The organism is Streptomyces sp. NPDC008163, from assembly GCF_042956885.1.
GTDB lineage: Bacteria > Actinomycetota > Actinomycetes > Streptomycetales > Streptomycetaceae > Streptomyces > Streptomyces drozdowiczii_A.
Window position 1 is genome coordinate 164452 of the sequence record NZ_JBIBHG010000002.1, and the last position, 13069, is coordinate 177520.

At 72.4% G+C, this 13069-nt stretch carries 10 protein-coding genes; 2 read left to right on the plus strand and 8 right to left on the minus strand.

Annotated features, from left to right (window positions below):
• Nucleotides 1-105: 105 nt before the first annotated feature.
• Nucleotides 106-1005: a TIGR01777 family oxidoreductase gene (locus tag ACFZAT_RS05890; RefSeq protein ID WP_391260701.1), complete on the minus strand. Its 900-nt coding sequence runs from the start codon at nucleotides 1003-1005 to the stop codon at nucleotides 106-108.
• A 56-nt stretch (nucleotides 1006-1061) separates the two neighbouring features.
• On the opposite strand from ACFZAT_RS05890, the gene ACFZAT_RS05895 reads away from it, so the two are divergent.
• Nucleotides 1062-1589, plus strand: coding sequence for a GNAT family N-acetyltransferase (locus tag ACFZAT_RS05895; protein WP_391260704.1), 528 nt, complete (start codon nucleotides 1062-1064; stop codon nucleotides 1587-1589).
• Between the two features lie 44 nt (nucleotides 1590-1633).
• Here the strand turns inward: ACFZAT_RS05895 and ACFZAT_RS05900 are convergent, their stop codons facing one another.
• The 7 genes from ACFZAT_RS05900 to ACFZAT_RS05930 all read right to left on the minus strand — a co-directional run bounded on the left by ACFZAT_RS05900 (nucleotide 1634) and on the right by ACFZAT_RS05930 (nucleotide 12015).
• Nucleotides 1634-2152 (minus strand): DUF4240 domain-containing protein, encoded by a 519-nt coding sequence (locus tag ACFZAT_RS05900; protein ID WP_391261665.1) that lies wholly within the window; start codon nucleotides 2150-2152, stop codon nucleotides 1634-1636.
• Between the two features lie 61 nt (nucleotides 2153-2213).
• A complete protein-coding gene (locus ACFZAT_RS05905; protein WP_391260707.1) occupies nucleotides 2214-3194 on the minus strand; it encodes a WYL domain-containing protein in 981 nt (326 codons plus the stop codon).
• Between the two features lie 89 nt (nucleotides 3195-3283).
• On the minus strand, nucleotides 3284-5953 hold the full coding sequence (gene aceE / locus ACFZAT_RS05910; RefSeq protein ID WP_391260710.1) for a pyruvate dehydrogenase (acetyl-transferring), homodimeric type: 2670 nt from the start codon (nucleotides 5951-5953) through the stop codon (nucleotides 3284-3286).
• A gap of 255 nt (nucleotides 5954-6208) precedes the next feature.
• Entirely contained in the window at nucleotides 6209-6832 is a 624-nt protein-coding gene (locus ACFZAT_RS05915; protein WP_391260713.1) for a GntR family transcriptional regulator, read from the minus strand.
• Nucleotides 6833-6963: 131 nt separating this feature from the next.
• The gene (sucB, locus tag ACFZAT_RS05920) at nucleotides 6964-8757 is read right to left on the minus strand and encodes a 2-oxoglutarate dehydrogenase, E2 component, dihydrolipoamide succinyltransferase (protein ID WP_391260716.1); all 1794 of its coding nucleotides are present in this window, start codon (nucleotides 8755-8757) and stop codon (nucleotides 6964-6966) included.
• Between the two features lie 60 nt (nucleotides 8758-8817).
• Complete coding sequence (gene lpdA, locus ACFZAT_RS05925; protein WP_391260719.1) at nucleotides 8818-10206, minus strand: dihydrolipoyl dehydrogenase; 1389 nt, start codon at nucleotides 10204-10206, stop codon at nucleotides 8818-8820.
• A 255-nt stretch (nucleotides 10207-10461) separates the two neighbouring features.
• Complete coding sequence (locus ACFZAT_RS05930) at nucleotides 10462-12015, minus strand: leucyl aminopeptidase (RefSeq protein ID WP_391260722.1); 1554 nt, start codon at nucleotides 12013-12015, stop codon at nucleotides 10462-10464.
• Between the two features lie 196 nt (nucleotides 12016-12211).
• Between ACFZAT_RS05930 and ACFZAT_RS05935 the strand changes: the two genes are divergently transcribed.
• Entirely contained in the window at nucleotides 12212-13063 is an 852-nt protein-coding gene (locus tag ACFZAT_RS05935; RefSeq protein WP_391260725.1) for an endo alpha-1,4 polygalactosaminidase, read from the plus strand.
• Nucleotides 13064-13069 lie beyond the last annotated feature (6 nt).

Consider the following 13069-nt stretch of genomic DNA (forward strand, 5'->3'; position numbering starts at 1 on the left):
AGGCTAGGAGAGTGGCCCGATCGTGCGCAGTCGCGCGCGGACCGGAGCACCGATGCACGGGGTCGCACGCCCGTCCGAAAAAAACCGGGCTGCCCGGACGGTCCGTCAGCGCAGGGCGGCGCGGATGGCGGCGTCGACGGAGGGGAAGGCGAAGGAGAAGCCGGAGCCCAGCAGCCGCGCGGGCAGCACCCGCTGACTGCCCAGCACGTCCCCGGCGAATTCGCCGAGTGCGAGCCGCAGGGCCGGAGCGGGCGCCGTGAAGAGGGTCGGCCGCCGCAGCACCCTGCCCATCGCGGCGGTCACCTCGGCGTTGGTGACGGGTGTCGGAGCGGTCAGGTTCACCGGCCCGGACAACTCCGGGGTGTCCAGGATGTGCCGCAGCGCCGCGATGTGGTCGTGCAGGGCGATGTAGCTCCAGTACTGCCGCCCGTCGCCCATCCGGCCGCCGAGCCCCGCCCGGAACAGCGGGAAGAGCCGCCCCCAGGCGCCTCCCTCCCGGGCGACCACCAGGCCGGTGCGGGCGTGCACCGTACGCACCCCGGCCTCCTCGGCCGCCGCCGTGGCCTCCTCCCACTCCACGCAGACCGACGGCAGGAACCCGTCCCCGGGCGGCGCCTCCTCGTCGACCGGGCGGTCGCCGGTGTCCCCGTAGAAGCCGATCGCGGAGCCGGACAGCAGCACGGCGGGCGGGGAGTCGAGCGAGGCGACGGCGTCCGCGACGGCGGCGGTGCCCAGCACCCGGCTGTCCCGGATCTCCTGCTTGTACGCCTCGGTCCAGCGGTGGTCGCCGACCCCCGCCCCGGCGAGATGGACGACCGCGTCGCAGCCCACGAGCCCGGCCACGTCCACGTAGCCCCGCTTCGGGTCCCACTCCACCTCGTCACCGGCGCGGGCGGCGTGGCGCACCAGGCGCACCACCTCGTGCCCGTCGGCCCGCAGCGAGCGCACCAGCGCCGCTCCGATGAGTCCGGTCGATCCGCTGACGGCGATACGGGAGTGCGGCATGGCGTCCATCCTGCCCCACCGGGGCCGCCGTACACGGCCGTGGCACAGTGGCGGCCATGACCGATTCCACCGGATCCGCCGCCCCCCTCGTCCGCCGCGCCGTCCTCGCGGACGAGTCCGCGCTCGGTGAGCTGGACCGCGCCACCTGGTCGACGCTGCACGCGGTGCAGCCGCCCCCGCAGCCGCCGTACGAGCCGTTCTTCGACGAGCGGCATCCGCCCCGGGACATCCTGGTGGCGGAGGCGGTGAACGAGGCGGGGGAGCGGGCACCGGCCGGCTACATACGCGTCGTGCCGCCGACCCCGCTGGCCTGCAACGCGCACGTCCGGCAGATCCAGGGCCTCGCCGTGGCCCACTGGGCGCGCGGCCGGGGCGTCGGCCGCGCCCTGATCCGCGCGGCCTGCGCGGCGGCACGCGGCGAGGGGGCGAACCGGATCACCCTGCGGGTCCTCGGCCACAACGTGCCCGCCCGCGCGCTGTACGAGGCGGAGGGCTTCACCGTCGAGGGCGTGCTGCCGGGCGAGTTCTTCCTGAACGGGCGGTACGTGGACGACGTGATGATGGGCCGCCCGCTCGCCCCGTGACGGCGCGCCCAGCCGCCGAACCGCTCGCCCCGTGACGGGTGCGCTCAGCCGCCGAACCGCTCCCAGAGCGCGGGCAGCCGGGCCGCGAGGGCCGCGTCGTCGTCCGGGTCCAGTTCGGCGCCCTCCGGCTCGTCGGGCTGCGGGGGCAGACCGAGGTCGGGCGCGACGACGCCGGTGAGCTGTTCGTACGCCTCGTCGGCCGCGTACCCCAGGTCCTCGCCGTCGCCGTCCAGCTCCTCGTCGAAGGAGTCGAGCAGTTCGGCCAGGTCGTCCGGGTCGTGCACGGCGCCCTCGAAGACCTCCCGGCCCCGGCCGATCAGCCAGCAGCGGAAGTAGTCGAAGGCGTCGTCGCTCGCACCGCCGAGCAGGATGGCGGCGGCGCCCCACAGGTCCCAGCGGTAGGCCCGGTTGAAGCGGGCCTCGAAATGCCGGGCGAAGTCCAGCACCGCTTCGGGGTCGAGCAGCACCAGCTTGTCGACCAGCAGATCGGCGTGGTCCTCGGGGTCGCCGTCGGCGGCCTCGCGCGTGCTGTCGATCAGCTCCCAGAACTCGGTCTCGTCCATCACGGGTCCAGCATCTGCCCTCGGAGCGGCCGACGCACGCCCAGACATCTGAACGAAGCCGTCAGGGCGTGTCCCCGTAGAGCGCGTGCAGCCCGGCGGCCGCCGCCCGGAACCTCTCCCGCAGCCCGGCCGGGGCCAGGACCTCCAACTCCGGTCCGAGGCCCAGCAGCTGGCCGTAGGCGACGTCCGGGGACTCCACCGCCAGGGTGACCGTGACCCTGCCCTCCCCGTCGGGCGGCCCGGCCGCCTCCAGGGCCTCCGTGGCGGCGGCCCGGTCCACGACGTGCGGCAGCCGGTGCGCCGCCGCCTCCGAGAGCCGCAGCGTCACCTCCGTACGCAGCAGGGAACGGGCGAAGGCGGCGGACCGCTCTTCCCAGAAGGCGGGCAGGTCGAAACCCTCGTCCCGGACGAACGGGGTGGCCGAAACGGTGGCGGCGGTGAACCGGTCGATGCGGTACACCCGGGTGTCCGCGCCCGCGCGGGCGCACAGATACCAGACGCCCGCCTTCAGGACGAGCCCGTACGGGGCCAGCTCCCGTTCGACATCGGTGTCCCGGCCGGCCCGCCGGTACCGGGTCAGGAGCAGCCGGTCGCGCCACACGGCCTCGGCCACGGCGGGCAGCAGCTCCGGGGTGACCGGCTCCTGGTACCAGCCGGGCGCGTCCAGGTGGAAGCGCCGGCCCGCCCCCGCCGGGGCGTCCCGCAGCGCGGGTGTCAGGGCCGCCGACACCTTCAGCCGGGCGGCCGACGCGGCGTCCGCGAGGCCCATCTCGCGCAGGGCCGAGGGCAGCCCGGACAGGAACAGCGCCTCCGCCTCGTCGCGGGCGAGACCGGTCAGCCCGGTGCGGTAGCCGCCGGTGAGCCGGTAGCCGCCGGCCCGGCCGCGCTCCGCGTAGACCGGGACACCGGCCTCGGAGAGGGCCTGGGCGTCCCGGGTGACGGTCCGCTCGGACACCTCCAGCTCCCGGGACAGCTCGGCGGCGGTCATGCCGGGGCGGGCCTGGAGGAGCAGCACCATTCGAATCAGCCGGGCAGCACGCATGCGGCCATTGTGGCTGGAATACGGCGCGGCAAAACCAAGCCCGTCCGGCTCGAGGACAAGGCCTCGAGCCGGACGGGCGCGATCGGATGTCAGAGACCGTACCGGTCCCGCGCCTCCTTGACGGCGGTCGCCGGCACCTCGCCGCGCCGGGCCAGCTGGGCCAGCGTGGCGACCACGACGGACGGGGCGTCGACACCGAAGTGGCGGCGGGCCGCGTCACGCGTGTCGGAGAGGCCGAAGCCGTCCGTGCCGAGCGAGGTGTAGTCCTGCTCGACCCACTGGCTGATCTGGTCCGGTACCGCGCGCATCCAGTCGCTGACCGCGACGACCGGACCCGGAGCGCCCTCCAGCGCCTGCGTCACGTACGGCACCCGCTGCTCACCGCGGAGCAGCGCCTCGTCGCACTCCAGCGCCTCGCGGCGCAGCTCGCCCCAGGAGGTGGCGGACCAGACGTCGGCCGTGACACCCCAGTCGGCGGCCAGCATCTCCTGGGCCTCCAGGGCCCAGTGGATCGCCGTGCCGGAGGCCAGCAGCTGGGCGCGCGGCGCGTCCGCCGCGGCGGGCGCGCCCTCCTTGAAGCGGTACAGGCCCTTGACGATGCCCTCCTCGACGCCTTCCGGCATCGCGGGCTGCGGCTTCGGCTCGTTGTAGACCGTCAGGTAGTAGAAGACGTCCTCGGCATCGGGGCCGTACATCCGCCGCAGACCGTCCTTGACGATCACCGCGATCTCGTACGCGAACGCCGGGTCGTAGTTGAGCGACGCCGGGTTCGTGGCGGCGATCAGGTGCGAGTGGCCGTCCGCGTGCTGGAGGCCCTCGCCCGTCAGGGTCGTACGGCCGGCGGTCGCGCCGACGATGAAGCCCTTGCCGAGCTGGTCGGCGAGCTGCCAGAACTGGTCGCCGGTCCGCTGCCAGCCGAACATCGAGTAGAAGATGTAGAACGGGATCATCGTCTCGCCGTGCGTCGCGTACGACGTGGCGGCGGCGATGAAGTCGGCCATGGCGCCGGCCTCGGTGATCCCCTCGTTGAGGATCTGGCCGTCCTTGGCCTCCTTGTAGTACATCAGCTGGTCGCGGTCGACCGGCTCGTACGTCTGGCCCAGCGGCGAGTAGATGCCGGCGGAGGGGAACAGCGACTCCATGCCGAAGGTGCGGGCCTCGTCCGGGACGATCGGCACCCAGCGCTTGCCGGTCTGCTTGTCCCGCATCAGGTCCTTGACCAGGCGGACGAAGGCCATGGTGGTGGCCATCTCCTGCTTGCCGGAGCCCTTCTTGAGCGCGGCGAACGCGCGCTCCTCGGGCTGCGGCAGCGCCACCGCGTGCACCCGGCGGGCCGGGGCGGGGCCGCCGAGGGCGGCACGGCGCTCCTGGAGGTAGCGGACCTCGGGGGAGTCGGCGCCCGGGTGGCCGTAGGGCACCAGGCCGTCGTCGAAGGCGCTGTCCGGGATCGGCAGGCCGAGCAGCTCGCGCATGCCCTTGAACTCGTCGATCGTCAGCTTCTTCATCTGGTGGTTGGCGTTCTTGGACTCGAAGCCCTTGCCGAGCGTGTAGCCCTTCACCGTCTGGGCGAGGATCACGGTCGGCGCACCCTTGTGCTCGACGGCCGCGCGGTACGCCGCGTACACCTTGCGGGCCTCGTGGCCGCCGCGGGAGGTGTAGAAGCACTCGGCGATCTTCGCGTCGGTGAGCAGTTTCGCCAGCTCGGCGAGGGCGGGCTCGGCACCGAAGAAGTGCTCGCGGATGTACGCGACGTCACGGGTGGCGTACGTCTGGAACTGCGCGTCCGGGACCTCGCGGAGGCGACGGACCAGCGCGCCCGTGGTGTCGAGCTGGAACAGCTCGTCCCAGGCGTTGCCCCAGAGGGTCTTGATGACGTTCCAGCCGGCGCCCCGGAAGGCGCCCTCCAGCTCCTGCACGACGCGGAAGTTGGCGCGGACCGGACCGTCGAGGCGCTGCAGGTTGCAGTTGATGACGAAGGTCAGGTTGTCGAGCTGCTCGCGGGCCGCGAGGGCGAGGGCGGCGGTCGACTCGGGCTCGTCCATCTCGCCGTCGCCCAGGAAGGCCCAGACGTGCGAGTTCGACGTGTCCTTGATGTTGCGGTTGGCGAGGTAGCGGTTGAAGCGCGCCTGGTAGATCGCCGAGAGCGGGCCGAGGCCCATGGAGACCGTGGGGAACTCCCACAGCCAGGGCAGCCGGCGCGGGTGCGGGTAGGAGGGCAGGCCGTTGCCGCCCGACTCCTGGCGGAAGTTGTCGAGCTGCTGCTCGCTGAGCCGGCCGTCGAGGTAGGCGCGGGCGTAGATGCCGGGGGAGGCGTGGCCCTGCACGTACAGCTGGTCGCCGGAGCCGTCCCCCTCCTTGCCGCGGAAGAAGTGGTTGAAGCCGGTCTCGTACAGCCAGGCCGCCGAGGCGAAGGTGGCGATGTGGCCGCCGACGCCGAAGCGCGCGCCACGGGTGACCATCGCGGCCGCGTTCCAGCGGTTCCACGCGGTGATCTTCGACTCCATCTCCAGGTCACCGTCGAAGTCGGGCTCCGCGGCGGTCGGGATGGAGTTGACGTAATCGGTCTCCAGCAGCTTGGGCAGCGCGAGACCGGCGCCCTCGGCATGCTGGAGCGAGCGCCGCATCAGGTACGCGGCACGGTGCGGGCCCGCGGCCTTGGTGACGGCATCCAGGGAGGCCGCCCATTCAGCGGTCTCCTCCGGGTCGCGGTCCGGGAGCTGGTCGAGCTCGCTCGGAAGCTTTCCTACGGGGTCGGTCATGATCGCCGCCTTCCGGTGAGGAGGGGGGTGGAGAAGTCCCTGACTGGCAGGACAGGGCGATGGGGCCGGTGGGCCCGCGAGATGAACTGTAAATCGCCGATCGATGATCGATCAAAGGATGAACGGCAAAACTTCTCGATATGAAGAAAGTGGCATGCGGTGCCATGAAATGGGGCACCGGGTGACGGGATTTACCCGTCAAAACGGGCGCTGACCTGCACGGAAGAGCGGCGGGCCCGACACTTGCGCAGCAGCTCAGGCGCGCGGCGCGCACCCCAGGACGTGTGCCTTGACCAGGGTCCCGATCTCCGGGTCCTGCCGCAGGAACGCGTCGATGAGGGCCTCGTGCTCCTCCGCGTACGACTTCTGGACCGTCCCCAGCCAGCGGATCGACAGGGCCGTGAACACCTCGATGCCCAGCCCCTCCCAGGTATGCAGCAGCACCGCGTTCCCCGCCGCCCGCACCATCTCGCGGTGGAAGCCGACCGTGTGCCTGACCTGCGCCTCACCGTCCGCCAGCCGGTCCGCCTCGTACAGCGCCGCCACGTGCGGCGCCAGCAGCGAGCAGTCCTCGCCGAGCCCGGGGGCCGCCAGCTCGGCCGCGATCTGCTCCAGGCCCGCCCGTACGGGATAGCTCTCCTCCAGGTCGGCGGCCGTGAGGTTGCGGACCCGGACGCCCTTGTTGGGCGCCGACTCGATCAGCCGCAGCGTCTCCAGCTCCCGCAGCGCCTCGCGCACGGGCGTCTGGCTGACCTCCAGCTCGGTCGCGATGCGCCGCTCCACGATCCGCTCGCCCGGCTTCCAGCGCCCGCTGACGATCCCCTCCACGATGTGCTCGCGGATCTGTTCGCGCAGCGAGTGGACGACGGGCGGGGTCATGACGGGCTCCTTCGGACAGACCGGTACGCCTGCACCGGGCACGGTGGCCGGGGCGACCGGTGGTGTCTAGACAATACGGCGGCGCCCCCGCCCGGAAGGGTTCCGGACGGGGGCGCCGATCGTGAGGCTGGTTACAGGCCGAGCTCGACCTCGAACTCGCCGGCCTCCAGGATCGCCTTGACCGCGGTCAGGTAGCGGGCGGCGTCCGCGCCGTCCACCAGACGGTGGTCGTAGGAGAGCGACAGGTACGTCATGTCGCGGACACCGATCACGGTGCCCTCCTCGGTCTCGATGACCGCGGGACGCTTCACGGTGGCGCCGATGCCCAGGATGGCTGCCTGGTTCGGCGGCACGATGACGGTGTCGAACAGCGCGCCGCGCGAGCCGGTGTTGCTGATGGTGAAGGTGGCACCGGACATGTCGTCCGGGGTCAGGCCGCCACCGCGGGCCTTGCCGGCCAGCTCGGCGGTCTTCTTCGAGATACCGGCGATGTTGAGGTCGCCCGCGCCCTTGATGACCGGGGTCATCAGGCCCTTCTCGGCGTCCACGGCGATGCCGATGTTCTCCGAGTCGAAGTACGTGATGGTGCCTTCGTCCTCGTTGATCCGGGCGTTGATGACCGGGTGGGCCTTCAGCGCCTGGGCGGCGGCCTTCACGTAGAACGGCATCGGGGAGAGCTTGACGCCCTCACGGGCCGCGAAGCCGTCCTTCGCCTTGGCGCGCAGCTTCATCAGCTTGGTGACGTCGACCTCGACGACCGAGGTCAGCTGGGCCTGCGAGTGCAGCGCCTTCATCATGTTGTCGCCGATGACCTTGCGCATGCGGGTCATCTTGACGGTCTGGCCGCGCAGCGGGCTGGCCTCCAGCTTCGGCGCCTTGGAGGCGGCCGTCGGAGCGGCGGCGGCGGGAGCCGGGGCAGCGGCGGCGGCCTTGGCGGCCTCCGCCGCGGCGACGACGTCCTGCTTGCGGATGCGGCCACCGACGCCGGTGCCCTTGACCGAGCCCAGGTCGACGCCGTTCTCGGCGGCGAGCTTGCGGACCAGCGGCGTGACGTACGCGCCGTCGTCACCGGAGGTCGCGGCCGGGGCGGCGGCCGGAGCCTGTGCCGGGGCGGCCGGGGCCGGGGCGGGAGCCGCCGGAGCCGGGGCCTGGGCGGCGGGCGCCGGAGCGGCCGGTGCCTGGGCGGCGGGCGCCGGAGCCGGGGCGGGCGCGGCGGGGGCCGGAGCCTCCTGGGCCGGAGCCGGTGCGGGGGCCGGGGCCTCCTGGGCCGGGGCGGGCTGAGCCGGGGCCGGGGCCTCGGCCGGAGCGGCACCGGGCGCGCCGATGACGGCGAGCTTGGCGCCGACCTCGGCGGTCTCGTCCTCGCCGACCACGATCTCCAGCAGCACACCGGCGACCGGGGCGGGGATCTCGGTGTCGACCTTGTCCGTGGAGACCTCGAGCAGGGGCTCGTCCTCCGCGACCTCCTCGCCGACCTCCTTGAGCCAGCGGGTGACGGTGCCCTCGGTGACGCTCTCGCCGAGCGCCGGCAGGGTGACGTCGGTGCCGGAGGCGCCACCGGCCGGGGCGGCGGGAGCCTCGGCGGCGGGGGCCGGGGTGGCGGGGGCCTCGGCGGCGGGGGCCTCGGCCGGCTCGGCGGCCGGGGCGGCCTCGGCGGCCGGGGCGGCCTCGGCGGCCGGGGCGCCCGAGCCGTCGTCGATGATGGCCAGCTCGGCGCCGACCTCGACGGTCTCGTCCTCGGCGACCTTGATGGACGACAGGACGCCGGAGGCGGGGGCGGGGATCTCGGTGTCGACCTTGTCGGTCGAGACCTCGAGCAACGGCTCGTCGGCCTCGACGCGCTCGCCCTCGGCCTTCAGCCAGCGGGTGACAGTGCCCTCGGTGACGCTCTCGCCGAGCGCCGGAAGGGTTACGGAAACCGACATGGTTTCAGTTGCTCCTTACGAAAATGCGGAAGTGGTCGGTCGTCGCGCCCGGTCGACTGGTCAGTCGTGGGAGTGAAGCGGCTTGCCGGCGAGCGCCAGGTGGGCCTCGCCCATCGCCTCGTTCTGCGTCGGGTGGGCGTGGATGAGCTGGGCGACCTCGGCCGGCAGCGCTTCCCAGTTGTAGATCAGCTGGGCTTCGCCGACCTGCTCGCCCATACGGTCACCGACCATGTGGACGCCGACCACGGCACCGTCCTTGACCTGGACGAGCTTGATCTCGCCCGCGGTCTTGAGGATCTTGCTCTTGCCGTTGCCCGCGAGGTTGTACTTCAGCGCGACGACCTTGTCCGCGCCGTAGAGCTCCTTGGCCTTGGCCTCGGTGATGCCGACGGAGGCGACCTCGGGGTGGCAGTACGTGACCCGGGGGACACCGTCGTAGTCGATCGGGACGGTCTTGAGACCGGCCAGCCGCTCCGCGACGAGGATGCCCTCGGCGAAGCCGACGTGCGCCAGCTGGAGCGTCGGGACCAGGTCGCCCACGGCCGAGATCGTCGGAACGTTGGTGCGCATGTACTCGTCGACCAGGACGTAGCCGCGGTCCATGTTGACCCCGGCCTCCTCGTAACCGAGGCCCTGCGAGACCGGGCCGCGGCCGATCGCGACCAGCAGCACCTCCGCCTCGAAGGTCTTGCCGTCGGCGAGGGTCACGCGGACGCCGTCCTGCGTGTACTCGGCGCTCTGGAAGAACGTGCCGAGGTTGAACTTGATGCCGCGCTTGCGGAAGGCGCGCTCAAGAAGCTTCGAGCTGTTCTCGTCCTCGACCGGGACGAGGTGCTTCAGGCCCTCGATGATCGTCACTTCGGAGCCGAAGGAGGTCCACGCCGAGGCGAACTCGACGCCGATGACGCCGCCGCCCAGCACGATCGCGGACTTCGGGACGCGGTCCAGCTTCAGCGCGTGGTCCGAGGAGATGATGCGGTTGCCGTCGATCTCCAGGCCCGGCAGCGACTTCGGCACGGAGCCGGTCGCCAGGAGCACGTGGCGGCCCTGGATGCGCTGGCCGTTCACGTCCACCGAGGTGGGGGAGGAGAGCCGGCCCTCACCCTCGATGTAGTGCACCTTGCGGGAGGCGACGAGACCCTGCAGACCCTTGTAGAGGCCGGAGATCACGTCGTCCTTGTACTTGTGGACGGCCGCCATGTCGATGCCCTCGAAGGTGGCCTTGACGCCGAACTGCGCGGACTCGCGAGCCTGGTCCGCGATCTCGCCGGCGTGCAGCAGGGCCTTCGTGGGGATGCAGCCGTTGTGCAGGCAGGTGCCGCCGACCTTGCCCTTCTCGATCAGAGCGACGTCCAGGCCCAGCTGCGCTCCGCGCAGGGCCGCGGCGTACCCGCCGCTGCCACCGCCGAGGATCACTAGGTCGAAAACGGTGCTGGCGTCGTTCGCCACGTCACGTCCTCCATGCATGTGCGCCGTACGCCGGGCCCCGTCCTCGGGGTGTTACCGGCCGGTCGGCTGGTGTGCGGCCGCTTTGTCTTCGGCCCTGTGGTGGGGGCCCTGTCCTGCCGAGAACCCATCTTCGCACTTGTTGACGGTGGGCGGGACGCGGGGCCCGTGTCCGGGACGGTCGATCGTCCCTCCCGGGGTCAAACACCTACGGCCCCGGACGTATGCCCGGGGCCGTACGGGGCGTGCCGCGACCGGTCAGCCGAGGTCGCCGGCGGCGGTGCGCTCCGCCAGCTTCACCAGCGTACGGATGGCGGAGCCGGTGCCGCCCTTGGGCGTGTAGCCGTAGGGGGCGCCCTCGTGGAAGGCGGGGCCCGCGATGTCCAGGTGGGCCCAGGCGATGCCCTCGCCCACGAACTCCTTCAGGAACAGACCGGCCACCAGGCCGCCGCCCATCCGCTCGCCCATGTTGGCGATGTCGGCGGTCGAGGAGTCCATGCCCTTGCGCAGGTCGGCCGGGAGCGGCATCGGCCAGGACGCCTCGCCGACCTCGTCCGCGATCTCGTGGATCGAGGTACGGAAGGCGTCGTCGTTGGACATGATGCCGAAGGTGCGGTTGCCCAGGGCCAGCACCATCGCGCCGGTCAGGGTCGCCACGTCGACGATCGCGTCCGGCTTCTCCTCCGAGGCGCGGGTCAGCGCGTCGGCCATGACGAGCCGGCCCTCGGCGTCGGTGTTCAGGACCTCGACGGTCTTGCCGCTGTACATGCGCAGGACGTCACCCGGGCGGGTGGCGCTGCCCGACGGCATGTTCTCGGCGAGCGCCAGCCAGGCGGTGACGTTGACGCGCAGGCCCAGACGGGCGGCCGAGACGACGGTCGCGAACACGGCGGCCGCGCCGGCCATGTCGCACTTCATCGTCTCGTTGTGACCGGCCGGCTTCAGCGAGATGCCGCCCGAGTCGTAGGTGATGCCCTTGCCGACGAGGGCCAGGGTCTTCTCCGCCTTCGGGTGCGTGTAGGCGAGCTTCACCAGGCGCGGGCCGCGCTCCGCGCCCTGGCCGACGCCCAGGATGCCGCCGTAGCCGCCCTTGACGAGCGCCTTCTCGTCCAGCACCTGCACCTTGATGCCGTGCTCCTTGCCGGCGGCGCTGGCCACGGCGGCGAAGGACTCGGGGTAGAGGTCGTTGGGCGGGGTGTTGACCAGGTCGCGGGCGCGGTTGATCTCCTCGGCGAGGGCGATCGCGCGCTCGGCGGCGGCCTTGAACGCCTTGTCCCGCGGCTTGGCACCGAGCAGGGCGACCTCGGCCAGCGCCTGCTTGGCGCCGGCGGGCTTCGCGTCCTTGGGGGCCAGCTTGTTCTCACCGGCCTGGTAGGCGGTGAAGGCGTACGCGCCGAGCAGGGCGCCCTCGGCGATCGCCTCGGCGTCCTCGACGGAGCCGACGGGCAGCGCGAAGCCGGCCTTCTTCGCGCCGGCCAGCGCGCGGGCGGCGGCACCGGCGGCGCGGCGCAGCGTCTCGGCGTCGTACGCGCCGTCCTTCTCCGGGGCCTTGCCGAGGCCGGCCGCGATGACGACGGGGACCTTCAGGCCCTCGGGGGCCGGGACCTTCGTCAGCTCGCCCTCGGCACCCGAGGCGCCCAGGGTCGCCAGGACGGCGGCGAGCTTCCCGCCGAACGCCTTGTCCACGGCCTCGGCGCCCGGTGCGAGGACCAGGTCCCCAGGCTTGGATCCAGCGCCCTTGGCGACGCCCACGACAAGGGCGTCGGCGCGCAGCGTCGCCGCACCGGCAGTGCTGAGAGTGAGAGCAGTCACGGTGGTGAAATCTCGCTTCCGTTGAGTTCTTTTCGGTCGAGTGGGTGGGCCGACCGTGCCCGGCGCATCGTAGACGCGGCCGCAATGTGCCGGGAATGAGCCTACGCGCGCCTTTGCTGCCCTCTCACGGCGGCAAGCCGTAGCCGTCGTACGGTGGTGCTCCCGGGAAGATCGTCCCGGCGGACCTGGGGGGACGATGCGCGACCGGACGGCCGCACGGACGAGCGGGGCGCGCGGCGTTCTCGCCGCCGCCGCACTGATGCTGCTCACGACGCTGACGGGCTGCTCCTCGGAGCGCGGACAGGCCCCGGCGGGGAAGGAGACCGCCGCCGCGCGGCCCTCGCAGGCGCGCTGGCAGCCGGAGCCCGGCACCGACTGGCAGTGGCAGCTGTCGGGGAAGCTCGACACCTCGGTGGACGCCCCGGTGTACGACGTCGACGGCTTCGACCGGACGGCGGCCCAGGTCGCCGCGCTGCACCGCGAGGGCCGCAAGGTCATCTGCTACCTGTCCACCGGCGCCTGGGAGGACTTCCGCCCGGACGCGGCCCGTTTCCCCACCGCCGTGCTCGGGAAAAGCAACGGCTGGAAGGGCGAGCGCTGGCTCGACATCCGGCGCACCGAGGTCCTGGAACCGCTGATGGAGCCCCGGATCGCGATGTGCGCGAAGAAGGGTTTCGACGCGGTCGAACCGGACAACATGGACGGCTACCGCAACAGCAGCGGCTTCCCGCTCACCGCCGCCGACCAGCTGCGCTACAACCGACTGATCGCCCGACTGGTCCACCGCCACGGCATGTCCGTCGGCCTCAAGAACGACCTGCCGCAGATCCCGGAGCTGGTCGGCGACTTCGACTTCGCGGTCAACGAGCAGTGCGCGCAGTACGGGGAGTGCGAGGAGCTGACCCCGTTCGTGAAGGCGGGCAAGGCGGTCTTCCACGTGGAGTACGAGCTGCCGGCGGCGGAGTTCTGCGCACGGTCCAGGAAGCTGGGGCTCAGCTCGCTGCGCAAGGAGTACGAGCTGGGCGTCGAGCGCGAGAGCTGCGCCTGACGCCGC

Bases quoted from the DNA above. Each gene is read 5' to 3' on its own strand.
- ACFZAT_RS05890 (WP_391260701.1), bottom strand. From the start codon at position 1,005: ATGCCGCACTCCCGTATCGCCGTCAGCGGATCGACCGGACTCATCGGA.
- sucB (WP_391260716.1), bottom strand. From the start codon at position 8,757: ATGTCGGTTTCCGTAACCCTTCCGGCGCTCGGCGAGAGCGTCACCGAG.
- ACFZAT_RS05915 (WP_391260713.1), bottom strand. From the start codon at position 6,832: ATGACCCCGCCCGTCGTCCACTCGCTGCGCGAACAGATCCGCGAGCAC.
- ACFZAT_RS05905 (WP_391260707.1), bottom strand. From the start codon at position 3,194: ATGCGTGCTGCCCGGCTGATTCGAATGGTGCTGCTCCTCCAGGCCCGC.
- ACFZAT_RS05895 (WP_391260704.1), top strand. From the start codon at position 1,062: ATGACCGATTCCACCGGATCCGCCGCCCCCCTCGTCCGCCGCGCCGTC.
- aceE (WP_391260710.1), bottom strand. From the start codon at position 5,953: ATGACCGACCCCGTAGGAAAGCTTCCGAGCGAGCTCGACCAGCTCCCG.
- ACFZAT_RS05935 (WP_391260725.1), top strand. From the start codon at position 12,212: ATGCGCGACCGGACGGCCGCACGGACGAGCGGGGCGCGCGGCGTTCTC.
- ACFZAT_RS05900 (WP_391261665.1), bottom strand. From the start codon at position 2,152: ATGGACGAGACCGAGTTCTGGGAGCTGATCGACAGCACGCGCGAGGCC.